Below are 25,038 nucleotides of genomic sequence, written 5' to 3'. Positions count from 1 at the left end.
ATTTTTTAAAAATAAGCATATTTGTTATAAAGAAGAAAAACCGATTCTTAGTAGAATCGGTTTTTAGTATAAATGTCAACTATGTCCCAAATAAAAGAGCGCTTGTTAATAGAGCTCAGTAAAAATAGGTATATGGAAGCATTTATTCGATCCCATTCGAATCATAAGAATACTGCTGTTTATTCTCAATCCGCTCAATTACGTCCTGTAATTCATCCGGCTTCAAAAACTCAATGGGAGAGAAGCCTTTCTCAAACGTAAGTGTATCAGCCTCAATCATTAATACATATCGGTCGTTTACCTTTGCAATATGTATTAGGTCTCCGAAATCAGCAAGCAAAGCCTTCACAGAGATATGATCTGCTTTTAGCTTTAATTCCACTTCAGGGGCGTGCTCGACGATTTGAGCGGTAGCTTCCATTACTTCTTCTGTTGAAAATTGTTCCATAATTTCGCGTTTCGGACTGGCAGCCCATACTTCCATCGCTTGGTCGAACTGTTCACGTTCTTCAGTACCTTCTTCAAATACATCTTCAATTTGGTCGTATACCATGTCCATTACTTGTGTTTTCATAATTTCAGGCATAGAGCGTTCGTATTCGACGAATTTTAAGAAGTCTTCAAAGTAGCGGGCGTGTGATGCTTGGTGTATTTTTAGTTCGCCAGGCTCCACCATACCTTCTTCAGGCATGTATGGGTACTGGATAGATTTCATATTCTTTGTTGTGATGGCCATTTCAACGTTACGAATAAGTGTTGATTCATCAGAAATGGAAGCAACCTTTGGTTCGAAGTCACATTTCATTACGAATACGAATGGATCATCAAAGTATTTGCGTAGTTTTGCTTGAGCGATTAAAAACACACCACCACGTACAGCGCTTGTGTCAAGGTATGTATAAACGAGAGGTTCGCTCATATCTTTGAAGTTTTCTTTTGTTTCTGCAAAGCGAATACGATTAAATAAGTTGTAATGAGGGTTTGAATCGAGTTCATGCCCTTCTTCTACAATAAAGCGACCGATCTTCGTTGGGGCTTGTTCTGTTTTTGCGTGACGTTCTACTTTTCGCTTTGAAATTTTTAATAATTCACCATTCAAAAATTCTTTTAAAGAGCTATCTTCATACTCTTCAGCGTCTAATGTTTGAAAATGTTTATAGCGCTTATCAACTGCTTCACCTTTTCCTTCTACTTGTACTACATAAAAAGAAAGAAAATTTATTTCAAAATCCATATTTATCACCTTGTTTCATTTCATTAACTCTTATCAGTATAAAGATGGAAAAAACTTTCGTCAATTTATATAAGGAAGGGGGAGCCCCTTCCTTATATATTTGTTATTTTCGAAATTAAAATCCGTCTTCTAATGCTGAAAATGGAATATTTAGCCTGTTTTCTACTGTACGTAAACGCTGATTTAAGCGGTTTAATCTACGCGTATGACGCTCAACTGTGTTTTCTAGTTGACGTACTCTTTGCTCAAGCTCATTTACTCGTCTTTCTAATTGACGGTTTCCAGTACCAGGGAAAGAGATTGGAAGTTGAAATTGTCGATTTTGATCATATGGATTAACTTGTTCTGTTTGATCTATATATTGTTGGTATTGTGCCTGTAAATCATACTGAGGTTGGTAACCATATTGGTTATATGGATCATAAGGATTGTAGGGATACATAAAAACATCCTCCATTTCTTTATAATAGGTTAAATTCATCATAATGTATGTGCAAAAGCGGAGTAGTGGCACGGCAAATACCTATATACCTGAAGTGAATGATTGTTTTTACCGCTAAAAGCTCGGTTTAAGTTGTTAATAATGATCACATATGAGAAAGCGGTATTGCGGTTTCTGAAGCATGCAGGTGAATAGAGAGGTGAAATGAAAGGGTGTTACATTTGTATTTCATCTGTTGAATGGTATATACTGGATGGAGATAGGTTGCATAAAAATTACAATTTTATCAAACTCGAAAATTTATATAAATATGTATAGACATTTACAAAAGAAAAGAGTAATTTTAATAGAGTAAAAAACAACTTGTAACATTTTCTAAATATATTGTAAAATGATTGTAACAAAAGATACATAAAAATGAAATAATACATAAGAAATAATGTTGGGGAAAAGGAGAGAGTATATTGTTCCGAAAAATAAAGGGTATATTAGTAGGGGTGCTATGCGTAGCTGTAGTAAGTGGTTGTGGTACAAAAGTAAGTGATGTGGCATTAGTAAGTGATTTTGGTGGGAATGTTGTAGAGGCTAAGGCTGATGTACAGGATTCAATTAGCTTAGTGGATGGGCGTACTGGTACTGAAGTGAAAAAAATAGACTTATCGAGTTTAGGTTATTTTGAAGATGAGGCGAAATTCAAAAAATCCGTAACGAAGGTTGCAGGTGAAGTCGGGAAAAGTGTTGACAAAAAGATGGTCCCTTCACGTATAGCATCTGATGGATCATGGCAAGAAGGAAAGCCTTCTTTTGAATTAATGGAAAAAGAATTAGTAGATAAATTATTAAACGTTGGTATGTGGGATTCTTCATATCAGTTACCTATCGTTGAGAAAAAGCCTACCGCAACATTAAGTGATGCGCAAGGAAGTGGCACGGTAATTGGTAGATATGAAACGAATTTAGGTGGATCAGCAGGTGGCCGTATTGAGAATATTCGTTTGTCGGCAGCGAGCATAAATGGAGTTGTATTAGCAAAAGGAGACAGTTTCTCTTTCAATGCATTAATCGGTGATACAACGCCAGATAAAGGATATCAATTAGGTAAAGAAATTGTAGATGGTAAATTAGTAGATGGTTATGGTGGTGGCGTTTGTCAAACATCATCAACGCTATACAATGCAGCAGATCAAGCTGGTTTGAAAATGGTAGAGAGAACTACACATTCTAAAACAGTAGGTTATGTCCCTCAGGGAAGAGATGCTACAATTGCTTATCCATATTTAGACTTAGTATTTGAAAATACGAATGATGCTCCTGTTAAGCTTTATATGGGCATTCAAGGCGGAAAGTTAGTTGCTGAAGTACATAAGATGAAATAAATATGTAGTTAAAGGATAAGAAAGTAAAATATTTATAGTTTCTATAATTGAAGCCATCTCTTCTGAATTTCAGAGGAGATGGCTTTTGTGTACAGTTTATTAAGAATAGTAAATTGATGTATTACTAGTATGTTCGAAAAAGGGTTGAGTTTAATTCTTAGTTTTCCTATTGACATTGTTTAATTTTAACTGTATTCTTCATAATAACAACTAAATAAATGGAAAAATTTATTAGTTTTCTTATCAAGAGAGATGGAGGGACTGGCCCGGTGAAATCTCAGCAACAGGCTAAAAAAGCACTGTGCTAATTCCAGCAAACGTAAAAGGCGTTTGGAAGATGAAGGGAAGTGGATTAACATTCAACTCTTCTTATATGTGTAAGAAGAGTTTTTTGTTTAGAGAGGGGGGATAGAGTGAAATTTGATGTAGCGTATTTTTTAGAAAGTTTTCCGCAATTATTTAAGTATGTATACATAACTTTAGGGATTACTGTAGTTTCAATGATTATTTCTTTCTTTATAGGGATTGGCTTGGCGATCATTACAAAAAACAAAACGAAATTTTTATATCCAATTGCAAGGGTGTATATCTCTTTCTTTAGAGGAACACCGTTATTGGTTCAATTGTTTGTGTTGTATTTCGGATTGCCACAAATATCTCCGGCTTTTACAGTACTTACAGCTATGCAAGCAACTTTAATTGGCCTCAGTTTAAATAATGCTGCTTATTTGTCAGAAATCATTCGAGGTTCATTAAATGCTGTGGAATCAGGGCAAATGGATGCTTGTTTATCAGTTGGAATGACAAAAGCACAAGCGATGCGACAAATTATCTTTCCGCAGGCTATTCGTGTAGCAGTGCCGTCACTTGGAAATAATTTTGTTGGATTGTTAAAAGAATCTTCGTTATCTTTTGCACTTGGAGTGGCTGAAATATTGGCACAAGCGAAAATGCTGGCGGCACAATCGTATCGTTATATGGAAAGCTATTTAGCGGTAGCGATTGTGTATTGGATTATTACAATCGTAATCAGCTGGGGACAGAAAAGGTTGGAGAAGAAACTTGATGCACCGTATTTATAAGAGAAATGAGGTGATATATGTGATTGAGTTAAAAAAATTGTATAAATCTTACAAACATAATGAAGTGCTGAAAGGAATCTCACTTACTGTCAAAAAAGGGGAAGTGGTAGTAATTATTGGACCTTCTGGTTCAGGGAAATCGACATTACTACGATGTTTAAATTTATTAGAACAACCGGATGATGGCAGTATTAGAATTGAAGATTTAGAGATTCATACGAAGAAACTTTATCAAAAAGAAATCATAAAATTACGTCAAAAAACAGCTATGGTTTTTCAAAACTATAATTTATTTAAAAATAAAACAGCATTGCAAAATATTACAACAGCATTAACGGTTGTACAGAAAAAAAGTGAAGAAGAGGCAAATGGAATAGCGAGAGAAATATTAAAACAAGTAGGCTTAGCTGATAAAGAAGATTTTTATCCGACGATGTTATCAGGTGGACAACAGCAAAGGGTAGGGATTGCTAGGGCAATGGCTTTAAATCCAGCTGTATTATTGTTTGATGAACCGACTTCAGCACTTGATCCAGAATTAGTTAATGAGGTATTACAAGTTATTAAAGACTTGGCAAGACAACATATAACGATGGTTATTGTTACACATGAAATGAATTTTGCAAAAGAGGTGGCTGATCGCGTTATTTTTATGGCTGATGGAATTATCGTAGAGCAGGGAACGCCAGAAGAGATTTTTCGAAACCCACAAAATGAACGTACGAAAAAGTTTTTGCGGCAATTAAATGCATCTGAAGAAGGAAACCATTTCGTTATTTAGGAGGAAGAGTTATGAGAAAATCGTCATTATTACTAACATTAGCATTAACACTATCAGTTGGAGCTTTGTCTGCATGTGGTTCTAATGCAGCAAGTAAAAAGACAGATGAAAAAGTAGTGAAAGTTGGGACTTCTGCAGGTCGTAGCCCATTTATATTTAAAGAGGGTGAGAAAGTAAAAGGTTTTGATGCTGAAATTATTGAAGCGGCTGCTAAAAAAGCTGGATATAAAGTAGAATGGAATGTTTCTGATTTTGAAGGATTATTCGGTTTATTAGATTCAGGCCGTATTGATACGATTGCAAATGAATTATCCGTTTCTCCGGAAAGAAAAAAGAAATATGACTTTTCGATCCCGTATGTGTATTCAGGTTCTGTTTTTGCGGTGAAGAAAAATAATAATACAATTAAATCGCTAGAGGATCTAAAAGGAAAGACTGTAGGTGTTGGACTTGGTACAGCAGGAGAGCAAGAGTTAAAAGCTTTAAATAAAAATAATGCTTTTACGATTAAAACGTACTCAGAGGACCCAACGGTGGAATTGAACGAAGTAGGATTCGGACGCGTCGATGCTTATTATAATGATAAAGTTCAAGTGGAAACAACAATAACAAAGGCGAAACTAGATAATGTAAAAGTTGGATTTGGCCCACTTGAATGGGGAGAGATTGCATTTCCATTTGCAAAAAAGAGTGAAAAGTTAGAAGATATAAACAAGGCGTTAAAAGAATTAGAGCAAGATGGAACATTAAGTGACATATCGAAAAAATGGCTAAAAGTTGATGCTACAAAAAAATAAAATTAAGGTGTATTCGTTGAATGGGCCTATTGCCTATCAACTTACATAAAAAACTAAAGGGAACTGGAGAGGAAGTTATTCATGGTACAAATTCATCCGAAAACACGTATTGGTCATGTCGAATTTAAAGTAAAAGATTTAGAGCGTCAAATTGCTTTTTATGAGAATGTAGTAGGGTTAGAGGTAAGTAAGCAAGAGGGGAATAAAGCATATTTAACAGGAAAAGGTGGTAAGAATACGTTACTTGTTCTTGAGCAGTTGGAAGATGCAGTGCTACAAGAACCGCGTACGACGGGTATATATCACGTAGCCTTTTTAGTTCCGACTCGTGAAGCTTTTGCTTCGGCACTATTTGGTGTTATTCGCAATAAAAAGGTAATTGATAGTCCGGCTGAGCAAGAAGGGCGTTATACATATTCAAATGAAATTTTGCCAATTTCAAGATTTAATAGTGCAAGTGATCATACGTATAGTGAGGCGTTTTATTTACAAGATTTAGAGGGGAATGGTATCGAGATTTATGCAGATCGCCCTCGAGGTCAATGGGGAGAAGGGCCAGGGGGAAGTACGCCACTAGATTTAAAAGAACTGGCAACGCTCGTTAATTATGAGTTTGATGGATTACCTGCTGACACTGTCGTTGGGCACGTCCATTTACGAATAGCTGATGTAGAAAAGTCACATGAGTTTTATGTAGAAACAGTAGGCTTTGAAGTGCAGCAGCGTGAAGATGATTGCTTATTTATTTCGGCAGGAGGGTATCATCACCATATCGGTGCAAATACGTGGAACGGAGTAAATAATCCGTATCCACCAGCACATGCAACTGGACTAAAAGTGTATACGATAGTACTACCGCATAAAGAAGCGTTAGATGAAGTGAAAGAAAGATTAATAGAAAAACAACATGAAATAAATGAAACTACAAATGGATTTACTGTAGTAGATCCAAGTGGTATTACAGTGCAGTTTGAAATAGAAGCAGTATAAAGTGAAACTTTAATCAGTGGGGGCTTTGTTCATCCCCCACTGATTATTAGCCTTCACCAATCGGGCGTTTATGGGCAGTTAATCCCCCGCCTAACTTCTTTGTTCCAGCTGAATTTTGAGGTGGGAGTTGTACTGCCCGTTAACGCGGGATAAAACAAGCCAGAAAGTGTTTAATCACTTTCTGGCTTGTTTTTGATTATTTAGAGCTCAATCCAATACCTTCTCACAACATTCCCATCTTCTTCAATGAAATCATCATCACGGAGACCGCCGTTATGTAAAATCGTTTTCTCTGAAGCAGTATTCACCTTGTCGCAAACGACAAGTGCTTTCGTGATGTTTAATTCTTTCGTTTTTTCTAATGATAACTCTAGTAACTTTGTAGCATAACCTTTTCTTCTTTCAGAAGGGCGAATACCATAACCGATATGGCCTCCAGCATTAAATAAATGCTCCGTCAAACTATGACGAATATTAACAACTCCTACAATTTTATTTTCATTTGTAACAAGCCAATAAGTAGAATCTGGTACCCAAGTTTCAGGAATATTTATTCCGTTATGTGCGTCGTGTAATTCTTGAATCATTGCCGTGAAATTAGAAGGATTTTTTGAAATAACCCATGGAATCATCGTTTCACCGCTATCTTTCCATTCGTTATAAAAATCTAAGTATTCTTCTTGTAAATCAGTAGTAGGTGTAAGTAAAGAGACGTTCATTGTTAGTAAGCTCCTTTTATTTATGTTTTATTTCACAAAAATTATGATATAAAATGAAAGCGTTTCCTGAATTTCTCAACCTCATTTCACGCAACTCATATGCCATTTTTAACTGAAAATAAGTTAGACGTTGAACTTTAAAGTTTTTTTGTATGAGAAGTAGGTTGTTTCATTTATGTTAATATTTAAAATATTAACATAAAATCACTGGGATATTAAATGTATTTTAATAAAATGCTTTTATATCGATGGGTAGATGCATGTGATAATTTTTGTTTTATCTCTCTATAATGAATAAAAGGGGGAAGTGCTCGTGAGCTTACATATTGATTTTATTATACGAATCGGTGTTGCTGGTTTGTTAGGGGCGATAATCGGTATTGAAAGGGAAATTCGCTCAAAAGAAGCTGGATTAAAAACACATTTCCTAGTAGCCGTAGGGAGTGCTTTAATAATGGTCGTTTCGAAATATGCTTTTTCGGATATTGTGTTTGAAGAACAAATGGCTCTTGATCCGAGCCGGATTGCAGCGCAAGTTGTTAGTGGAGTTGGATTTTTAGGTGCAGGTACAATCATTATTCAAAAGCAGGCAGTGAAAGGATTAACGACAGCGGCTGGTTTATGGGCTACAGCAGGAATAGGGCTAGCAATTGGAGCAGGTATGTATGTTGTAGGGATTGGAGCGATGATTCTCGTTTTGATTGGTTTAGAGATTGTAAGTCGTATTTTTAAGGTGCAATTTTTATTTCCGCAAAATATAACAGTGCAAATGTGTATAAATAAACACGAAGCGGTACAACAAATAGTAGAGACTCTACGAGTGAAAGGTATTCCAATACTTTCATATGAAGTTGAAGCTTTACAGCAAGATACAGAAATAGTTTATAAGGTAGGAATGCAATTGAAAAATATATCGTCAGAAGAAAAGAATGCATTTATTCAGCATATGCAAACATTGCCGGAAATTACGTTTATAAAGTTAAAATCATAGTGTTGAAATAGAGGATAGATGTAGCAGGAATTTCGCTATTATCTATCTTTTTGACATAAATCACATGTGAAGTCAAGTGTTAATTTCGCTTTGAGTGGATACATGTGTGAACGTTCCCTTCTTTTTTCTCAATACAGAATAAATAGTCAGAATAGTAAAATAATGGAGCGGGACACTAAAAAATGTAAGGTAGGGGAGAGCATGAAAGGCTATTCAAAAAAAGTTTTAGTAGGGGTAAGTTTTGCTAGTTTAATGTTAGGGAGTTTTCAAGGAAGCATATTGGCGGAAGATACTAAGGGAGAGCAAGTTTCATATCGAAATGTGCTAAAAATGGAGCCGGTTGGTGTACAATTACCAGTGGAAGAATTAGCTCATTCATCGAAAGTATTAGAAAGCAAGTCTTTTGAGAAAAGGCTACAATTTGCTGATTTATCGCAAAGACCGCCTGAAGTAAAAAAGGAAAGTAAGCAATTAGCTGTAGCGAAAACTTATACAATTGCTGAATTAAATCAATTAAGCAATCAACAATTAGTAGATTTACTTGTAACAATCGATTGGGAGCAAATTACGGGGCTATTTCAGTTTAATAAGGACAGTCTTGCATTCTATCAAAATGATAGTAGGATGCAGGCAATTATTGATAAATTGAAGCAGCAAGGACAGGCTTATACGCAAGACGATTCAAAAGGGATTGAGACATTAGTGGAAGTTTTGCGATCAGGGTTTTATTTAGGGTTTTATAATACAGAATTAAGTAAACTAAATGAACGTAGCTATCATGACAAGTGCTTACCTGCATTAAAAACGATTGCGAACAATCCAAATTTCAAACTCGGTACGTTAGAACAAAATAAAGTTGTATCATCATATGGGAAATTAATAGGAAATGCTTCGAGTGATGTGGAAACGATAACATCGGCTGCAAAGATTTTTAAGCAATATAATGATAATTTTTCTACATTGGTAGATAATCTTTCAGCTGGAAATGCGATTTACGATATTATGCAAGGTGTTGATTACGATATTCAATCGTATTTGTACGATACGAGAAAAGCACCGAAAGATACAGTATGGTACCAAAAAATAGATAGCTATATTAATGAATTAAGTAGATTCGCGTTAATGGGAACGATTACAGAGAAAAACGGATGGCTTATTAATAATGGCATTTATTATACAGGTAGACTCGGCACATTCCATAGTACAGGGACAAAAGGATTACAAGTTGTAACAGATGCGATGAAAATCTATCCTTATTTAGGTGAGCAATATTTCGTAGCAGCTGAGCAAATTACGACGAATTATGGCGGGAAAGATGCAAACGGTAACGTTGTTAATTTAGATCAAATACGAGAAGATGGGAAGAAAAAGTATTTGCCGAAAACGTATACGTTTGATGATGGTGCAATTGTTTTAAAAGCGGGAGATAAAGTGACTGAGGAGAAAGTTAAACGTTTATATTGGGCAGCAAAAGAAGTGAAGGCACAATTCCATCGTACGGTTGAAAGTGACCAACCGTTAGAAAAAGGAAATCCAGACGATGTATTAACGATGGTTATTTATAATAGCCCGGCTGAATATCAATTTAATCGTCAATTGTACGGGTATGAAACGAATAACGGCGGTCTTTATATAGAAGGAACAGGTACGTTCTTTACTTATGAACGTACGCCAGAAGAAAGTATTTATAGTTTAGAAGAATTGTTCCGACATGAATTCACGCATTATTTACAAGGTAGATATGAAGTGCCAGGACTTTGGGGACAAGGTAAGATGTATGAGAATGAGAGATTATCTTGGTTTGAAGAAGGGAATGCTGAGTTTTTTGCAGGTGCAACGAGAACGGACAACGTCGTTCCAAGAAAGAGTATTATAGGAGGACTATCTTCGAATCCAGCAGAACGTTATACCGCAGAGCGAACGTTAAATGCAAAGTATGGAACGTGGGATTTCTACAATTATTCCTTTGCTTTACAATCGTATATGTACAATAAGAGATACGATATGTTTGATAAAGTTCATGATCTTATTAGGAAAAATGATGTAACAGCATATGATGCATACCGCTCTGCTTTAAGTAAAGATGCGAATTTAAATAAAGAGTATCAAGACTATATGCAAATGTTAGTAGACAATCGTGAGAAATATAATGTTCCGTTAGTGTCAGATGATTATTTAGCAACTCATGCACCGAAACCAGTTTCGGATATTGCGGCAGAAATTACAGCGGAAGCAAAATTAAGTAATGTATCAGTTAAGAAAAATAAATCACAGTTCTTTAATACATTTACACTACAAGGAACGTATACAGGTACTACTGCAAAAGGAGAATATGAAGACTGGAAAACAATTACACAAAACGTGAATGATACGTTAAAGCGTTTAAGTGCAAAAGAATGGACAGGCTATAAAACAGTAACAGCGTACTTTGTAAATTACCGTGTGAATGCATCAGGACAATTTGAATATGATGTTGTATTCCATGGTATTAATACAGAAGAAGGTGCTGTGAATAAAGCACCAGTTGCGGTAATAAATGGTCCGTATAGCGGAAATGTAAATGAAGCAATCTCGTTTAAAAGCGATGGATCAAAAGATGAAGATGGGAAAATTGCTTCTTATAAATGGGAGTTTGGCGATGGTACTGAAAGTAGTGAACAAAATCCAACTCACGTATATACAAAAGAAGGAACATATACAGCAAAATTAACAGTAACAGACGATAAAGGATTAACTAATACTGCTACAGCAAGTGTAACTGTTCAAAAGAAAGAAGATAACAGTGTAGAAAAAGAGCCGAATAATTCATTCCAAACAGCGAATAAACTGCAGTTAAACCAATTGTTACGTGCAAGTTTAGGAAACGGTGATACAAGTGATTACTTTGAAATAAATGTGGAAACAGCTAGGAATCTCCAAATTAACGTAACGAAGGAAAATAATATTGGGGTAAACTGGGTTCTTTATTCAGCAGCAGATTTAAATAATTATGTTACGTATGCTCAGACGCAAGGAAATAAATTAGTGGGCAGCTACAATGCGCATCCAGGTAAGTATTATTTACATGTATATCAATATGGTGGGGGAACAGGGAATTATACGGTAGAAGTGAAGTAACAAAAAGGTCGCCATGAATGGCGACCTTTTTTATTATGCGTTATACCCGAATAATTTTAGATCTTCTCCGGAGTCTGAAATTATTTTTTCGAATCGCAATCCTACTTTTTCTAACAGATTGCCTGAAGCTGCATTATCTATAGAAGTAATTGCTACAATTCGTTTCATACCTAGCTTATGTACACCGTATTCGATTACCGCAGCAGCTGATTCATAGCCGTACCCTTTCGAACGGAATTTTTCTAAAAAGGCAAAGCCGATATCAACATCTTCTAATGAATCTCTTTTAATAAGGCCGCACATGCCAAGTGGAGTGAGATCTTCTTTTCGTTCAACTAAGTAAAGACCAAAGCCCATTTTATTATACATATCGACCGGACCGTTTAAAATATAATTTTGAGCATCTTCTAGGTTTCTAACCCTTTTATCACCAATAAACTGAATCCATGCAGGATCGTTTACTAACTCAAGAATAAACGGAGCATCTTGTATATCGAACCAACGAAGAGTGAGTCGTTCAGTTTCAAGAACTATCAATCTATTGCACCACCTTTATAAGTTATAATAATTAGTATGGATTGTGTAACACAAAAGCGCAACATATTTTAATAGAGTCCTGCTTGTTCACATAAAGTTCGATTGTTTTGTATAAAAGGATATTTTATAATTAGGATTGACTGTAAAGAGTGAGATGCTTATACAATGACTCCTAGGAAACTAGGAGTTTTTACTATATAACTATCATTATTACTAAATATGACACATTACACATTCTACTTAAGGAGGTACATAATGAAGAAATTATATAACGCATCGTTTACGTATTTAATTATTGGTTTACTATCAGGAATATTCGCTAGGGAGTATGGGAAATTTAAAGGAATACTAGGATCTACACTATTAAATCTTTTGCATACACATACGTTAGTACTTGGCTTTTTCTTCTTTTTAATTGCTTTAGGATTAGCGAAAGTATTCGCTTTTCATGAAGTGAAAGGATTTAATAAATGGTTTGTTTTACATAATATCGCATTAACTTTAATGTTAGGATCGCTGGCAGCGAGAGGACTTCTTCAACTAAATGGAGCGGACTTTAAAGGGTTAACTTATATTGTAGGGTTCTCTCATTCTCTGATGGCATTTACTTTAGTTTGGTTTATGATTTTATTGAAAAAATCGTCTAAAATATAGTTTCAAAAAAGAACTTGTAGGGAATACTGCAAGTTCTTCTTTGTATATAAAATTTCATAAATTTAACTATTCTAATTATTTTGTATAAAAATGGTATAATTAATGTAGAGTAAATAATATAAAAGGAGAGTATGTAATGGAAATAACAATTGAGCGTTTAGTAAATGAATTAAAGGATGTACTTCCTGAAGATCAAGTAGTGGTTAATAAGACAGTAAGAGAGTTACATAGTAAAGATGAATCTTACCATAATAGTAGTTTACCTGATGTAGTTGTTTTTCCAAAAACGATGGAAGAGGTTAGAGCAATAATGAAAGTAGCGAGTGAGCATAAAAAACCTGTCATTCCATTTGGAGTAGGTTCTAGTTTAGAAGGTCATATAATTCCTTATGAAAAGGGGATTACAGTTGATTTTTCATTAATGAACAAAATACTTGAAATAAGAGAGAAAGATTTTCTTGTGAAAGTACAACCAGGAGTGACTCGTTCTCAGCTCAATAAAGAATTGAAAAAGTACGGTTTGTTTTTTAGTGTAGATCCAGGTGCAGATGCAACGTTAGGAGGCATGGCTGCTACGAATGCGAGCGGAACGACAGCGGTTAAGTATGGCGTAATGCGTGATCAAGTTCGTGATTTAGAAGTGGTGCTTGCTGATGGGCAAGTGATACATACTGGCAATTTAGCGGCGAAGTCATCATCAGGTTATCATTTAAATGGTATTTTCGTAGGATCAGAGGGTACGCTTGGATGCTTTACAGAGCTAACATTAAAAGTATACGGCATACCAGAACATGTTATGGCTGCGAGAGCATCGTTTCCAACTATAAATGATGCGGTAGAAGCTGTTATTAATATACTGCAAGCGGGTATTCCAATTGCGAGAATTGAACTTGTAGATGAATTATCTATGAAACAAGTAAATCATTATAATGAAACAAGTTACAGAGAAGAGCCTACATTGTTTTTAGAGTTTCACGGTAATGAAGCGGGGCTAAAGCAAGACATTGAATTTACGAAGGAAATTGTTTTTGATCATAAATGTAAAGAAGTTGCTTTTGAAACGGAAACTGCGGCGAGAAATAAATTATGGGATGCACGGCATAATCTAGCGTACTCTTACGTGCATAGCTATCCTGGTAAAAAGCTTATGAGTACAGACGTATGTGTACCAATTTCAGAATTAGCGGGTGCAATCCAACATGCGAAAGAGACATTAGATAAAGTAGGTCTTGTTGGTGGTATTCTTGGCCATGTAGGAGACGGGAATTTCCACGTGCTCTTAATGGTTGATCCAAACGATAAAGAAGAAGTGGAAAAAGCGGATGAAATAAATGAAAGTATCGTTTTATATGCTCTTAAACGTGGTGGAACGTGTACGGGAGAACATGGTGTTGGAATCGGAAAACGGAAGTATCAAGAAGAAGAACATGGCGCGGCATTATTGGTAATGGAGAAAATAAAGAAAGCTCTTGATCCGCAAAATATTTTAAATCCGAATAAAATTTTCAAGCTAACAGATAAGGAATGATGAATTTTGGAGAAACGAATTATACACTTTGAAGGATTGGTCGTCTTATTAGCTGCGATTTATATATATGCATTATGTGGATTTAGTTGGTTATTATTTATCGTATTACTTTTTGCACCTGATTTAGCAATGGTGGCGTACGCTATTAACAAACGTGTTGGTGCACAAATTTATAATCTATTTCACACATATATCATATCAATATTACTTGTTTTAATAGGGGTCTATTTAAAGATGGATACAATTTTAATGGTTGGTTTAATATGGACAGCACATATTGGAATGGATCGAATGCTTGGGTATGGATTGAAGTATGAAACTGATTTTAAGGATACGCATATTCAGAGGTTATAAAAGTGATTTGAGAAGGGTGGTCAATTGAAACAATTTATTACTGTTGAGAAATATAATACACAATGGGAAAGTGAATTTTGTAAATTACAGACGTTGATTAATAACGTAATGGGAGAACTCATTTTTTCTATAGAGCACGTTGGGAGTACATCTGTTAAAGGCCTTGCTTCTAAACCGATATTAGATGTCGATGTTGTAATAGAAGATTATGATGTTTTTCCGAAAGTAATAAAGAGGCTTGAACAGATAGGTTATTTTCATCAAGAAGAGTGGAGTTTTAAGGGGAGAGAAGCTTTTGGGAGAAAGGATCAATATGTTCCGAGGGACGGGAAGAATACAATTTGGATGGAACATCATTTATATGTATGCGATAAGAATAGTGAAGAGTTAAGAAGACATGTGGCGTTTCGTGATTACCTTCGTGGAAATCCAAACGTTGTTATTGAATATGGAAAGCTAAAGAAAGAATTAGCAGAAACGGCGGAAAATCGCTTAAGTTATAGCTTAGGCAAAACGGAATTTATTGAAGCTGTATTAGAAAAAGCTATGAAGGATAGTTGAATAGAAGAGTTTGTATCAATACGAAAATAGACTAAGGTGGCAGAAATCATATAATGCCACCTATTGTTTTTGAAGAAGAAGTTTTACTATATGAACTGACCTTATAAAACAATTACAATCTGCCCCTGCCAAATAATAAATCTCGTAAATATAATGAGAAATAAGAAGATAAGAAAAGAGGGAGCTTATGTACATACCAAAACATTTCACTATACAAGATGAAGAGACGAAGTACGAAATTATTGAACAAAATAGCTTTGCAACTTTATTTTCTCAACATAACGGAGCACCGTACGCAACGCATTTGCCGTTATTGTTAAATAGGGAAACACTTACTTTATCCGGGCATTTTGCACGTCCAAATGAGCAATGGAAAGATAGTGAAAATCAACAAGTGTTAGCTGTTTTTCAAGGACCACATAGTTACATCTCTCCGTCATGGTATGAAACAAATAAAGCAGTACCAACATGGAACTATGTTGCGGTCCATGTATATGGAGAGTTAGAAATTGTTGAAGATGAACAGGAATTAATAGATTCTCTTCAAGATTTAGTACATAAATATGAAAACTCAAAGAGCACCTACTCACTGAAGGATGTAGATCCGAATTATATGGAAGGATTAAGTAGGGGAATAGTTGGGTTCAGAATAAAGATAAATAAAATAGAAGGGAAAGCGAAGTTAAGTCAAAATCATTCTGTGGAGAGAAGAGAATTAGTTATAGAAGAACTTGAGAAAGTTGGGAGTGAAGGGGGCAGGGGGATTGCAGAGTTGATGAAGAAGGGTGTTTAAAATAATGGTGGAGTGTGAATACACATTTATAAAGTGTTAATATATTGTATTTATAGATTTTTATAGTGATTTAGACGCTGTATTTATGGGGGCAATTTTCTTTAGTGTTTTAAAAAATTTACAGCATGTGATTAATTTAATGGATTTAATGTTAAATAAATGTTGAGAAATATTAATGAGATATTTATATCTTAATATCTATTTGTTATTATTTATGTGAGAATATTCAAAAAAGGGGGATCTTATGAACATTCCAGTGAAGGGAAGCGAACAGGTTACAAAGCAACTTAATGAATGGTATCAAGCAATGTTACAACAACAATTGTCAAAAGCAACTAATTTAAAACAAGAAATTGATAAAAATATTGATGTTTTGAAACAAGAATCAAATAAAATGTTGCAAGAACAAAATTTATTATATTATTTCTTACTAGATTTTCGTTATAAAACGCTTGTTGATAGATTTAGTATCACAAAGAGAAGCTTTGACGAAATAGATTCTTTTAAAATTCCGACGGATGGTTTCTTATCTTATTATTACCATTTTTGTAAAGCGGTATATGCTACTATAATTAAAGATTATAAAGAAGCGAAAAAATATTATGAAAAAGCAGAGTTTCTTTTGAAAGACGTTCCAGAAGAAATTGAACAAGCTGAATTTCAATCTAAGTTAGCCTTATTCTATCATAATAATAATGAACCACTTTTAGCTGTTCACTATGCAACTATTTCAAAAGATATCTTCTCTAAACACCAAGGTTATGAAAGTAATACTGCTTCTTGCGAAAATACTATTGGAATGAGTTGTGTATCTCTAAAACAGTTTGAACAGGCCGAGGAACATTTAAATTCTGCATTAAATTTATTACAAAAAAATAATGAAGAAAGATTAATTTCATTCGTGCGGCACAACTTAGGGTGGCTATATGCAAATCAAAACCTTTCTGAATTAGCTATCCGTCACTTATCAGAAGTAACAGAGAAAATACCTAATCATTTCAAAGCTGTTTTTTTACAAGCTAGGGAATATTCTAAGTTAGGTGAAACAAATGTATCTTCTATCCTTATTGAAAAAGGATTGGAACTTTGTTTAGAAGTAGAGAATGAAGAATATACACATCATTTCAATATTTTAAAAGCATTAAATAATAATGTGACTATCGAGGAATTAAAAAGGGTAATTGTTACAGGGATTTCTTATTTCAAAGAAGAGAATCTTTCTTATTATGTAGAAGAATATGCTGAGGTGATGGCAGCTAGGTTATATGAGGTGTGTGATTATAAAACGTCTAGTGAATATTTTTGTTTAAGTCTTGAAGCAAGAAAAACAAATTTAGCTAAAGGGGCGTTAAAATAATGAAGAAACTGAGTTTAATGGTAATGAGTTTAGCTGTTACAGGTATTACAGTTTTTACGATAAATACTACTCCAAAGATTCAACAAACAGCAACCGCAAATACTGTCGTCAATAAGTTACAATCGACTCACGGAGAAGGGTGGTCTCCAACGAGACCTGAGTTAGTATACTTAGAGGGAAGACAACTCTAAAGTATTATTTTAAGAGTGCTAGCTTTAGTTGATATTATTTACTGGCTTGTAAACATTAAAGGTTTACAAGCCAGTTTTTTGTTGTTAGAGCTACCTTCACATTATGTTGAAAGTAATCCGTCATAATTTTAAACTATTGTAATGAATTTTAATAAAAGATTGTTGAGGAATATAGTGAAGATATTGGAACATACAAATTCTCATTAGTTATATTAAAATGGATTCATTCTCTTCTCCTTTATTTTTTATCAACATTTGTACAATAGCTGGATTTTTATATTCGAGAATAGTTGTTCCTTATCGATGTACCTGAATATAATAAGAAAAAATGAAGATTGAATAGAAGAATTTTAATAGAACAGTTACCAAGTTAACGTATTAGGAAAGAAATAGGTAGGAAGTAAGGAGCTCTCCTTTGTTCGTGACAGCTTGTTTGGTGTATGTATCTTTTTCGCATGGGAGGAAATTGATAGAGGTGATAATATACAACTGTAATCACATAGAATATGCTAACGATATGTAATACATAAAAGAAACGCAAACTAGAGTATTAAATTACGTTTTTTTTCACAAGATGGAGAAAAAAGTAGAAAAGGTGTTTTTATACGAAAACACCTTTTCTACTTATAATGTTCCTTTATGGAAAATAACGAATCGTGTACTTGAATTTAGTGGGAATTACACTAATAAATAATACAATTAGGAGCAGAAAAACAGTCTTAGTGCTCTAAATCACGTCCCACAAAAAGTACGATAAGGACGATTCGACGGCGCTGGAGGCGTGCAGTAATCCGCTTGTTCTTGAGAATATTCATAAGGATTTGCTAAAGCTTGAAGAAGTTTCTCCATTACGCTATAGTCTCCATTTTTAACAGCTGCTTCTAGTGCTTCTTCTACTCTGTGGTTTCGAGGGATGATTACTGGGTTGTTATTTTTCATTAATTTGTATGCATCATCTTTCGATTCTTTTTGTCTTTCTAACCGAGATTGCCATAGCTCGTACCATTCTTTAAATTCAGGACTTTCAAATAAAGGTGCATTTTCTAATATATTGTCAGTTAATGCACGGAATGTATTTGTATAATCTGCTTTATATTTTTCCATTGCTTTTAAAAGTTTCTCAATAAGTGATTGATCTTGCTCTTCATTGCTAAATAGTCCTAATTTCTTCTTCGTTCCGAGGAACCAATTGTTTTCGTACTGCACACTGAACTTTGAAATTTCATCTTGTGCAATTTTTAGTGCTTCTTCTTCATCTTCATGTAGTATCGGTATTAAAGATTCAGCTAAACGTGCGAGATCCCATGCAGCCATATATGGTTGATTTCCGTATGCATAACGGCCTTGTGTGTCAATAGAGCTAAATACTGTTCCTTGATTATAACTATCCATAAAGGCACATGGACCGTAATCAATCGTTTCACCGCTAATCGTTATATTGTCAGTGTTCATTACGCCGTGAATGAAGCCAACGAGTTGCCATTTTGCGATAAGGCTTGCTTGTCTCTTAATGACTTCTTGTAGTAGTGCGACATATGGATTTTCAGTAGATTCAACCTCTGGATAATGTCTTTTTAGCGTATAATCAGCTAAAGCTTTGAAATCTTCGATTGAGCCTCGAGCTGCGGCGTATTGGAATGTTCCAACGCGTATATGACTGCTTGCAACTCTAGTTAAAATAGCTCCAGGTAACTTCGTTTCGCGATAGATTGTTTCGCCAGTTGAGACTACTGCTAAACTGCGAGTAGTTGGAATATCAAGCGCGTACATCGCTTCACTAATAATATACTCACGTAGCATTGGACCGAGTGCAGCGCGACCATCACCACGGCGCGAATATGGAGTTGGACCGGAACCTTTCAATTGAATATCAAACCGTTCGCCTGAAGGAGTAATTTGTTCTCCAATTAAAAGGGCACGACCATCTCCTAACATGTTGAAATGACCAAATTGGTGCCCAGCATACGCTTGAGCTAGTGGATGAGCTCCTTCTGGAATAGTATTACCAGCTAAAATGGCGATTTCAGCGTCCTTTTTTAGTTCCTCAGGATTAAAGCCAAGAGATATTGCTAAAGAATTATTTAGTTTAATTAACTCCGGTGAGTGTACAGGAGTTGGGGGGATTTCTGTATAAAATGATTGTGGTAAAGTCGTATAACTATTATCTAAATTCCAACCTGCTTCATTATTTTTAGTCATTTTATCTCCTCCTTGTTTATTTTTTTATTATGTATTTGTACGTATGTATTCTTTGTAAAATTAGCTAAAAGTATAATATGATATTTCCCCTTGAAATCTATTGTAAGGACTTCATTGCACTATGTCTATTTAACAGCAAATAATAAAACTCCATTTTAAAAAAATGGAGTTTTATTATTATTTGATTTTTACAATTATCTTTCCTTTTGCTCTTCCAGACTCTGAATATTCCATTGCTTTTTGAGTATCTTCAAAAGGGAAAATGCGATCGATTATAGGTTTGATTTGTCCAGATTCAATATACTTTGCAATTATACGTAATTGATCTCCGCTTGGTTTCATAAACAAAAACGAATATTGAGCATTATGCTTTTTTTCAAGTGCAGTAAGTTTTTTGCTTGCTAATGAAAATAAGAGTGTTTTGAAAAATCCTGAACCAAATTCTTTACCGAAGCGAGCATTCGGCATTCCTGAAACGGAAACAATGTTCCCTTCGCTTTTTATAATATCGAATGATTTTTCAAGTGTTGTACCGCCAAGTGTATCAAATACCGCATCATAATTTTTCAGTATATCTTCAAACTTTTCTTTTTTGTAATTAATAATTTCATCTGCGCCAAGAGACTTTACTAAATTTTCACCAGCTTCACTAGCAGTTGTTGCAACAGTGGCACCCATTATTTTTGCTAACTGAATTGCGAAAGTACCAACACCGCCGGATCCAGCGTGAATCAAAATCTTTTGTCCTTTTTGTAATTGCATGATGTCATGTAATGCTTGATATGATGTTAAGCCAACGAGTGGAATCGACGCTGCTTCCTCAAAAGTTAAATTTTTCGGTTTTAAGGCTATATCATCTTCATGAATGGCTATATATTCCGCAAAAGTACCGATCTTATCTTTTCTTGGACGTGCATATATTTCATCACCAACTTTAAATTGAGTCACCTTTGTTCCGACTTTTACAATGACACCAGAAAAGTCATTACCAAGAATAAGGGGCATTTTATATTTAAGTAACAACTTCACTTTTCCATCGCGTATTTTAAAATCAATTGGGTTAATGCTAGCTGCATGAATTTCTGCGAGCACCTCATACTCATTTATTTCAGGGGTGGGCATCTCAGTCATACGCATTGGAACTTTCCCGTACTTATCAATCACCATTGCTCTCATTTCTTATACCTCCAAAGTTCAATAAAAGTTTTGCAGTAGCTTCTCAATATCTAATACAAGATTTTTTAATAATCCTAATTTTGTACGTATGTCAATATAATAAAAGTTCTTTATACCTTCTTTACGCATTAAAATAATACCAGCTTCTCGTAAAATCTTAAGGTGATGTGATACTGCTGGTCGAGAAAGGTGTGTTTGTTTAGTGATTTCGCCAACACGTAATCCAGTTTGACATTCTGTTTTCATTAGAACTAACAAAATAGCTTGACGTGTTTCGTCACCAATTGCCACTAATACTTTTTGACAATTAATAAAATCTTCTTTAATAACATTTAATTGTTCTTGTTTATTCATTTCAATCACTATACCTCCAATAATTAGTCGAAAGGTTTAAGATGATGAACCATTACATCGATACGGTAATGCTACATGAATGTTGTATGAGCTGCAATATTGAGAAAGAAAATCGAGACGAATCAATTTGTACGTATAGAAAATAATGGAGTTGAACGGTAGGAAATGATTTAACAATGCGTTGTCTGCCGAGGATAAAGGGTAGCCATTTAACAATAAAATAAGCGGTCATAACCTTGTATAATTTACAAGGTTACGACCGCTTATAATGTTTTTATTATTTTTGATGTCTATATCAGAGAATAGTTCAAAGTAAAGTAGGGCCTTCTTTTTTATTCTTTCATACACACACAAATTAAGTGACTTGTAGATGTATGAAAGGATAAAAGTAATTTGGGTCGTAATCTATCTATATGATAATTCAAAATGAAATATAAGTCTATATTTTTGTTGGTTTTTTGATTATATTTATGTCACTGAGCTCAGAAGAATATATGTGGAGGGAAAATGTATGGAATCGAAACATGTACCAGTTTTAATTGTTGGAGGGGGATTATCAGGATTATCGTCTGCATTATTTCTTGCGAAACATAACATTGATTATGTACTTATTGAAAGGCATCCGTCTACTGCGATTCATCCGAAAGCGGGTGGAATTACATTTCGCACAATGGAATTATTCCGAGAACTGGGTCTAGAAAAAGGAATTAGATTAGCTGGTAAAGCATTAGAGAATTGTCACGGGAGAATTGCAGTTCAAACAATAGCTGAGGTAAAGCATGAAGAGTTGGAACAAATAAGGGCGGCGCAGTATGAAAATAACGAAAATTCATTTCGTAAAGTGGAAGAGATTAGCCCATCAAAACAAACTGCTTGTTATCAAATTACTTTAGAGGAGATGATGTTACAAGAAGCACAGAGATTAGGCGGGAAGCTATCTTTTTATCATGAACTAGTTTCTTATGAGCAAAATGGAAACGGAGTAATAGCAACGATTCGAAATCGTAAAACGAAAGAAGAGAGCATGATTCATTGTGATTATGTAATTGCAGCAGATGGAGCGAAAAGTAAAATACGTGAACAGTTAGGTATTTTAACCGAGGGCCGTGGTACAATCGGTGGTTATTATATGAACATATATTTTGAAGCGGATTTGAGTGAATTTATTAAAGGAGACGCATTCGGTTTTACTATGATACTTCATCCAGAAGTAATTGGTGCGCTTATTCCAGTCGATAACGAAAGTAAATGGATTTATCATGTAGCTTATGATCCAGTAAAAGGGGAGCGACCAGAGGATTTCTCTATAGAACGCTGTAAACAAATTATTCAAACTGCAATTGGAAGTACGGATATTAAGCCAGAAATAGTAAGTGTTTTGCCGTGGGAAGCGAGTGAAAGTACAGCGGTAAAATTTCAGGACAATCGCATCTTTTTAGTTGGTGACTCGGCGCATATTATGCCGCCAACAGGAGGATTCGGTTCAAATACAGGAATACAAGATGCACATAATTTAGCTTGGAAATTAGCGGCTGTTATAAAAGGGAAAGCAAATCCAAAATTGTTAGAAACCTATCATGACGAGAGATATCCTGTTGCAAAATTAACGACGGACTATGCGAGTAGTATATTATTTCGTGCTGCGAATAGAGAGGAAGGTAATTTGAGTAATATGGATAGTTTAGCTGTCACTGCTGGTTATCAGTATTGCTCAGAAGCAATTATAGACGAATGTAACACACCGCATAGAATGAATATAGTTGATTTGAACGGACGCCCGGGAACGCGTGCGCCACATTTTTGGGGAACTTATGAAGGAAAAGAAGTTTCTATACTTGATCTATTTGGTAGCAACTTTGTGTTACTTACTGGAGCAGAGCCTAGTACTTGGACTGAAGCTGCAAATGTTGTTTCATCTGGATTAGGAGTAAAGATAAAAGTGTATCAGGTAGGTTTAACTGGTGATTTTATCCATCAAGGTAACTTTTTTAGAAAACTATACGGGATAGAAAATGGAGGAGCGGTAGTAATAAGACCAGATGGATTTATTGGATGGCGTACGGAAAATGAGGTAGTAAAGCCGGGTATATTACTTGAAGAGATAATGAATCGTTTATTATGTAATTAAATATAAAAACACCGCTTGTATTTCAAAAGCAGAAGAACCACTGAATTATGGTGGCTTTCATATAACAACTATTACTTCTCAAAAGAGTAAGCATCTTTTAAGTTACACGAATATGATGCCAGTATACGCTAATAAACTACCTCATAAGGATGAGGCAGAGAAAATAGCGATGGATGTAATGGAAAAGGTTGATCGACAATATGCAAAGGGCCTAACTTTACTTCGTATAGAAAAACAAACTAGACATTATGTTGACGGGGGACAAACTGTGGAGTTTCCTGTTCTATGGATAAAGATGATGCATAATAACGGAAGTTTTAACTGGGTGACAATTGGTGGTGACGGACAAATCATTGAATTTGAGCGAGAAGTACGCTGGGATTATATGATGAGTCGTCGCCAAACAGAAATGTGGTATTACGATGATTGGGTATTGGCGCGCATCGGGGAAGGACCGCAATTATTGCCGCCAGCTGCGTTGGCTTAATATGTGTACAATGGTAGGCGTCTATGATAATATATCGCTAGTTATGCCTTATCTGTATAATAAAATGAACATAAAGGGCTGAGCGTTATGAGAAGAAAAGGTTATTTTATAGACAATGAGAGTAAGCGGTTATACAACAATGACATCGTAGTCTCAAATAAAATATATTCTAATAATCCTACGTTGGCAGAACTGAAACAAATGATTTATAACGGTGGAATAGAAGAAGTGTTTATATCCAATTATTTTGACGATCGAAAAAGTAATTTAGAGCGTGAATCAATAGATGATGTGAGAGCCGAATGGGATACAAAATATCACAATAATATTTGTCTTACTGATGAACCAGTATCTTTAGAAGATTTCCCAGATGAATATCTCTTCTTTGTTGAAATATGGGAAAATGAAAAAGGAAAAGTAATTTTAGTGTTATTTATGCATCATTAGAATATTCAGGAAGCCTTTATATTGGCTTCCCGATATTTTTTATGTTGAAAAAATATTATGCAAGATGTTGGTAATATACTACGTATTTTTCTAATCCTTCAATCTCTTTCTCAGGAGGTTCAATTCCACCTTTTCGGCCGTAGCAAACATTTCTCAAGTATTCGCCGAAAATCATAGAGCGACTTTTCTCGTTTTCCATCCAATTATATCTATTAATTATAAAATCACCATCAAAACTTGTATCAAATGTATATGGAATACAAGTTATATGTTTTGGTAAATGTTTTTTTAATACTCTATATTGCCGGCCTGCTCCTAAGCTTTTACATACAAATAGTAAACTATTAATTGTTGTAAAATCAAAGATCTTCTTAGCTTCAATTACATTTGCGATAGAATGGAGAGAGTTTTTCTCGAAAATGATAGCATCTTCCGGTACACCGTGTTCAATTAACTTGTTAACAATTACTTCTGATTCTGATAAATCTCCATAATGCCAGTTTGGATGTTTCATTCCATGTAAACTAGTACCACCTGTGACGATAATTTGTGCACCTAAACCTTGTTGATAAGCATGTAAAGGAGCTTGCCAATTACCAGGATGGGAACCACCGAAAACGAAAATTGCATCACACTGTTGTGGTGTTGATTTTTTTAGGAAAGCGATTTCGGTTATTTCTTCAATTTGTTTTTTCGTAAGATGTGGGACTTCAGGATATTTAGGGATTACCATATGAAAACCT

Annotated in this window: 25 protein-coding genes and 1 riboswitch; of the genes, 17 read left to right on the top strand and 8 right to left on the bottom strand. The window is 34.8% G+C overall.

Annotated elements, in window-relative coordinates; genetic code table 11:
• Positions 1–142: 142 nt before the first annotated feature.
• Together DN408_RS17280 and DN408_RS17275 are read right to left on the bottom strand one after the other, a co-directional pair.
• Positions 143–1,234 carry a DUF3900 domain-containing protein gene (locus DN408_RS17280; protein ID WP_002128454.1) on the bottom strand — a complete coding sequence of 364 codons (1,092 nt, stop codon included), beginning with the start codon at positions 1,232–1,234 and terminating at the stop codon, positions 143–145.
• Between the two features lie 115 nt (positions 1,235–1,349).
• On the bottom strand, positions 1,350–1,676 hold the full coding sequence (locus DN408_RS17275) for a hypothetical protein (protein WP_002087720.1): 327 nt from the start codon (positions 1,674–1,676) through the stop codon (positions 1,350–1,352).
• A 464-nt stretch (positions 1,677–2,140) separates the two neighbouring features.
• On the opposite strand from DN408_RS17275, the gene DN408_RS17270 reads away from it, so the two are divergent.
• The 5 genes from DN408_RS17270 (at position 2,141) to DN408_RS17250 (ending at position 6,702) form a co-directional block, all read left to right on the top strand.
• Positions 2,141–3,052 carry a VanW family protein gene (locus tag DN408_RS17270; protein WP_002128453.1) on the top strand — a complete coding sequence of 304 codons (912 nt, stop codon included), beginning with the start codon at positions 2,141–2,143 and terminating at the stop codon, positions 3,050–3,052.
• A 237-nt stretch (positions 3,053–3,289) separates the two neighbouring features.
• Positions 3,290–3,396, top strand: a riboswitch (SAM riboswitch).
• 69 nt (positions 3,397–3,465) lie between these two features.
• A complete protein-coding gene (locus DN408_RS17265; RefSeq protein ID WP_002066492.1) occupies positions 3,466–4,134 on the top strand; it encodes an amino acid ABC transporter permease in 669 nt (222 codons plus the stop codon).
• A gap of 19 nt (positions 4,135–4,153) precedes the next feature.
• A complete protein-coding gene (locus tag DN408_RS17260; protein ID WP_179957902.1) occupies positions 4,154–4,915 on the top strand; it encodes an amino acid ABC transporter ATP-binding protein in 762 nt (253 codons plus the stop codon).
• A gap of 11 nt (positions 4,916–4,926) precedes the next feature.
• Positions 4,927–5,712, top strand: a complete 786-nt coding sequence (locus tag DN408_RS17255) for an amino acid ABC transporter substrate-binding protein (protein ID WP_147740269.1) — start codon at positions 4,927–4,929, stop codon at positions 5,710–5,712.
• 81 nt (positions 5,713–5,793) lie between these two features.
• Positions 5,794–6,702, top strand: coding sequence for a VOC family protein (locus tag DN408_RS17250; protein ID WP_098632815.1), 909 nt, complete (start codon positions 5,794–5,796; stop codon positions 6,700–6,702).
• Positions 6,703–6,902: 200 nt separating this feature from the next.
• Here DN408_RS17250 and DN408_RS17240 read toward each other — a convergent pair whose 3' ends face one another.
• Complete coding sequence (locus DN408_RS17240; protein ID WP_147740268.1) at positions 6,903–7,421, bottom strand: GNAT family N-acetyltransferase; 519 nt, start codon at positions 7,419–7,421, stop codon at positions 6,903–6,905.
• A 313-nt stretch (positions 7,422–7,734) separates the two neighbouring features.
• Here DN408_RS17240 and DN408_RS17235 point away from each other — a divergent pair, with 313 nt between their 5' ends.
• The gene (locus DN408_RS17235; RefSeq protein WP_147740267.1) at positions 7,735–8,412 is read left to right on the top strand and encodes an MgtC/SapB family protein; all 678 of its coding nucleotides are present in this window, start codon (positions 7,735–7,737) and stop codon (positions 8,410–8,412) included.
• Between the two features lie 201 nt (positions 8,413–8,613).
• Positions 8,614–11,529 carry a collagenase ColA gene (gene colA / locus DN408_RS17230; RefSeq protein WP_002128448.1) on the top strand — a complete coding sequence of 972 codons (2,916 nt, stop codon included), beginning with the start codon at positions 8,614–8,616 and terminating at the stop codon, positions 11,527–11,529.
• A 33-nt stretch (positions 11,530–11,562) separates the two neighbouring features.
• On the opposite strand, the gene DN408_RS17225 is transcribed toward colA, so the two are convergent.
• Complete coding sequence (locus DN408_RS17225) at positions 11,563–12,066, bottom strand: GNAT family N-acetyltransferase (RefSeq protein WP_000636220.1); 504 nt, start codon at positions 12,064–12,066, stop codon at positions 11,563–11,565.
• A 255-nt stretch (positions 12,067–12,321) separates the two neighbouring features.
• Here DN408_RS17225 and DN408_RS17220 point away from each other — a divergent pair, with 255 nt between their 5' ends.
• The 7 genes from DN408_RS17220 (at position 12,322) to DN408_RS17190 (ending at position 17,504) form a co-directional block, all read left to right on the top strand.
• Positions 12,322–12,720, top strand: a complete 399-nt coding sequence (locus DN408_RS17220) for a DUF2871 family protein (RefSeq protein ID WP_002146401.1) — start codon at positions 12,322–12,324, stop codon at positions 12,718–12,720.
• Positions 12,721–12,856: 136 nt separating this feature from the next.
• Positions 12,857–14,248, top strand: coding sequence for an FAD-binding oxidoreductase (locus DN408_RS17215; RefSeq protein WP_016127391.1), 1,392 nt, complete (start codon positions 12,857–12,859; stop codon positions 14,246–14,248).
• A 6-nt stretch (positions 14,249–14,254) separates the two neighbouring features.
• The gene (locus DN408_RS17210; protein WP_000415340.1) at positions 14,255–14,602 is read left to right on the top strand and encodes a DUF4260 domain-containing protein; all 348 of its coding nucleotides are present in this window, start codon (positions 14,255–14,257) and stop codon (positions 14,600–14,602) included.
• 24 nt (positions 14,603–14,626) lie between these two features.
• On the top strand, positions 14,627–15,163 hold the full coding sequence (locus DN408_RS17205; RefSeq protein ID WP_000808566.1) for a GrpB family protein: 537 nt from the start codon (positions 14,627–14,629) through the stop codon (positions 15,161–15,163).
• Positions 15,164–15,350: 187 nt separating this feature from the next.
• Entirely contained in the window at positions 15,351–15,956 is a 606-nt protein-coding gene (locus DN408_RS17200) for an FMN-binding negative transcriptional regulator (protein ID WP_016127389.1), read from the top strand.
• Between the two features lie 244 nt (positions 15,957–16,200).
• Positions 16,201–17,313, top strand: coding sequence for a response regulator aspartate phosphatase (locus DN408_RS17195; RefSeq protein ID WP_002128443.1), 1,113 nt, complete (start codon positions 16,201–16,203; stop codon positions 17,311–17,313).
• On the top strand, positions 17,313–17,504 hold the full coding sequence (locus DN408_RS17190; protein ID WP_002165311.1) for a Phr family secreted Rap phosphatase inhibitor: 192 nt from the start codon (positions 17,313–17,315) through the stop codon (positions 17,502–17,504). The genes DN408_RS17195 and DN408_RS17190 overlap by 1 nt, the downstream gene beginning before the upstream one ends.
• A gap of 732 nt (positions 17,505–18,236) precedes the next feature.
• On the opposite strand, the gene DN408_RS17185 is transcribed toward DN408_RS17190, so the two are convergent.
• The 3 genes from DN408_RS17185 to DN408_RS17175 form a co-directional block, all read right to left on the bottom strand.
• The gene (locus DN408_RS17185) at positions 18,237–19,703 is read right to left on the bottom strand and encodes a protein adenylyltransferase SelO (protein ID WP_078178928.1); all 1,467 of its coding nucleotides are present in this window, start codon (positions 19,701–19,703) and stop codon (positions 18,237–18,239) included.
• 177 nt (positions 19,704–19,880) lie between these two features.
• Positions 19,881–20,879 (bottom strand): NADP-dependent oxidoreductase, encoded by a 999-nt coding sequence (locus tag DN408_RS17180; RefSeq protein WP_002190327.1) that lies wholly within the window; start codon positions 20,877–20,879, stop codon positions 19,881–19,883.
• An 18-nt stretch (positions 20,880–20,897) separates the two neighbouring features.
• Entirely contained in the window at positions 20,898–21,242 is a 345-nt protein-coding gene (locus DN408_RS17175; protein ID WP_078178927.1) for an ArsR/SmtB family transcription factor, read from the bottom strand.
• Between the two features lie 502 nt (positions 21,243–21,744).
• Between DN408_RS17175 and DN408_RS17170 the strand changes: the two genes are divergently transcribed.
• From DN408_RS17170 to DN408_RS17160, 3 genes are all read left to right on the top strand, one after another.
• Complete coding sequence (locus DN408_RS17170; RefSeq protein WP_078178926.1) at positions 21,745–23,361, top strand: FAD-dependent oxidoreductase; 1,617 nt, start codon at positions 21,745–21,747, stop codon at positions 23,359–23,361.
• A gap of 115 nt (positions 23,362–23,476) precedes the next feature.
• Complete coding sequence (locus DN408_RS17165) at positions 23,477–23,848, top strand: hypothetical protein (protein ID WP_078178929.1); 372 nt, start codon at positions 23,477–23,479, stop codon at positions 23,846–23,848.
• 87 nt (positions 23,849–23,935) lie between these two features.
• Positions 23,936–24,295, top strand: coding sequence for a hypothetical protein (locus tag DN408_RS17160; RefSeq protein ID WP_078178925.1), 360 nt, complete (start codon positions 23,936–23,938; stop codon positions 24,293–24,295).
• A gap of 55 nt (positions 24,296–24,350) precedes the next feature.
• Here the strand turns inward: DN408_RS17160 and DN408_RS17155 are convergent, their stop codons facing one another.
• On the bottom strand, positions 24,351–25,028 hold the full coding sequence (locus DN408_RS17155) for a YdcF family protein (RefSeq protein ID WP_016127386.1): 678 nt from the start codon (positions 25,026–25,028) through the stop codon (positions 24,351–24,353).
• Positions 25,029–25,038: the final 10 nt, after the last annotated feature.

The organism is Bacillus sp. AR13-1 (assembly GCF_008042285.1).
Classification (GTDB): Bacteria; Bacillota; Bacilli; order Bacillales; family Bacillaceae_G; genus Bacillus_A; species Bacillus_A mycoides.
Note: the sequence above shows the minus strand (reverse complement) of the source record. Positions and strands in the feature narration are given on the sequence as shown.

Excerpts from the sequence above, each read along its gene's own strand:
- DN408_RS17280 (WP_002128454.1), bottom strand. The coding sequence starts at position 1,234 with ATGGATTTTGAAATAAATTTTCTTTCTTTTTATGTAGTACAAGTAGAA.
- DN408_RS17275 (WP_002087720.1), bottom strand. The coding sequence starts at position 1,676 with ATGTATCCCTACAATCCTTATGATCCATATAACCAATATGGTTACCAA.
- DN408_RS17255 (WP_147740269.1), top strand. The coding sequence starts at position 4,927 with ATGAGAAAATCGTCATTATTACTAACATTAGCATTAACACTATCAGTT.
- DN408_RS17250 (WP_098632815.1), top strand. The coding sequence starts at position 5,794 with ATGGTACAAATTCATCCGAAAACACGTATTGGTCATGTCGAATTTAAA.
- DN408_RS17240 (WP_147740268.1), bottom strand. The coding sequence starts at position 7,421 with ATGAACGTCTCTTTACTTACACCTACTACTGATTTACAAGAAGAATAC.
- colA (WP_002128448.1), top strand. The coding sequence starts at position 8,614 with ATGAAAGGCTATTCAAAAAAAGTTTTAGTAGGGGTAAGTTTTGCTAGT.
- DN408_RS17220 (WP_002146401.1), top strand. The coding sequence starts at position 12,322 with ATGAAGAAATTATATAACGCATCGTTTACGTATTTAATTATTGGTTTA.
- DN408_RS17215 (WP_016127391.1), top strand. The coding sequence starts at position 12,857 with ATGGAAATAACAATTGAGCGTTTAGTAAATGAATTAAAGGATGTACTT.
- DN408_RS17200 (WP_016127389.1), top strand. The coding sequence starts at position 15,351 with ATGTACATACCAAAACATTTCACTATACAAGATGAAGAGACGAAGTAC.
- DN408_RS17195 (WP_002128443.1), top strand. The coding sequence starts at position 16,201 with ATGAACATTCCAGTGAAGGGAAGCGAACAGGTTACAAAGCAACTTAAT.
- DN408_RS17190 (WP_002165311.1), top strand. The coding sequence starts at position 17,313 with ATGAAGAAACTGAGTTTAATGGTAATGAGTTTAGCTGTTACAGGTATT.
- DN408_RS17185 (WP_078178928.1), bottom strand. The coding sequence starts at position 19,703 with ATGACTAAAAATAATGAAGCAGGTTGGAATTTAGATAATAGTTATACG.
- DN408_RS17180 (WP_002190327.1), bottom strand. The coding sequence starts at position 20,879 with ATGAGAGCAATGGTGATTGATAAGTACGGGAAAGTTCCAATGCGTATG.
- DN408_RS17170 (WP_078178926.1), top strand. The coding sequence starts at position 21,745 with ATGGAATCGAAACATGTACCAGTTTTAATTGTTGGAGGGGGATTATCA.
- DN408_RS17165 (WP_078178929.1), top strand. The coding sequence starts at position 23,477 with ATGCCAGTATACGCTAATAAACTACCTCATAAGGATGAGGCAGAGAAA.
- DN408_RS17160 (WP_078178925.1), top strand. The coding sequence starts at position 23,936 with ATGAGAAGAAAAGGTTATTTTATAGACAATGAGAGTAAGCGGTTATAC.
- DN408_RS17155 (WP_016127386.1), bottom strand. The coding sequence starts at position 25,028 with ATGGTAATCCCTAAATATCCTGAAGTCCCACATCTTACGAAAAAACAA.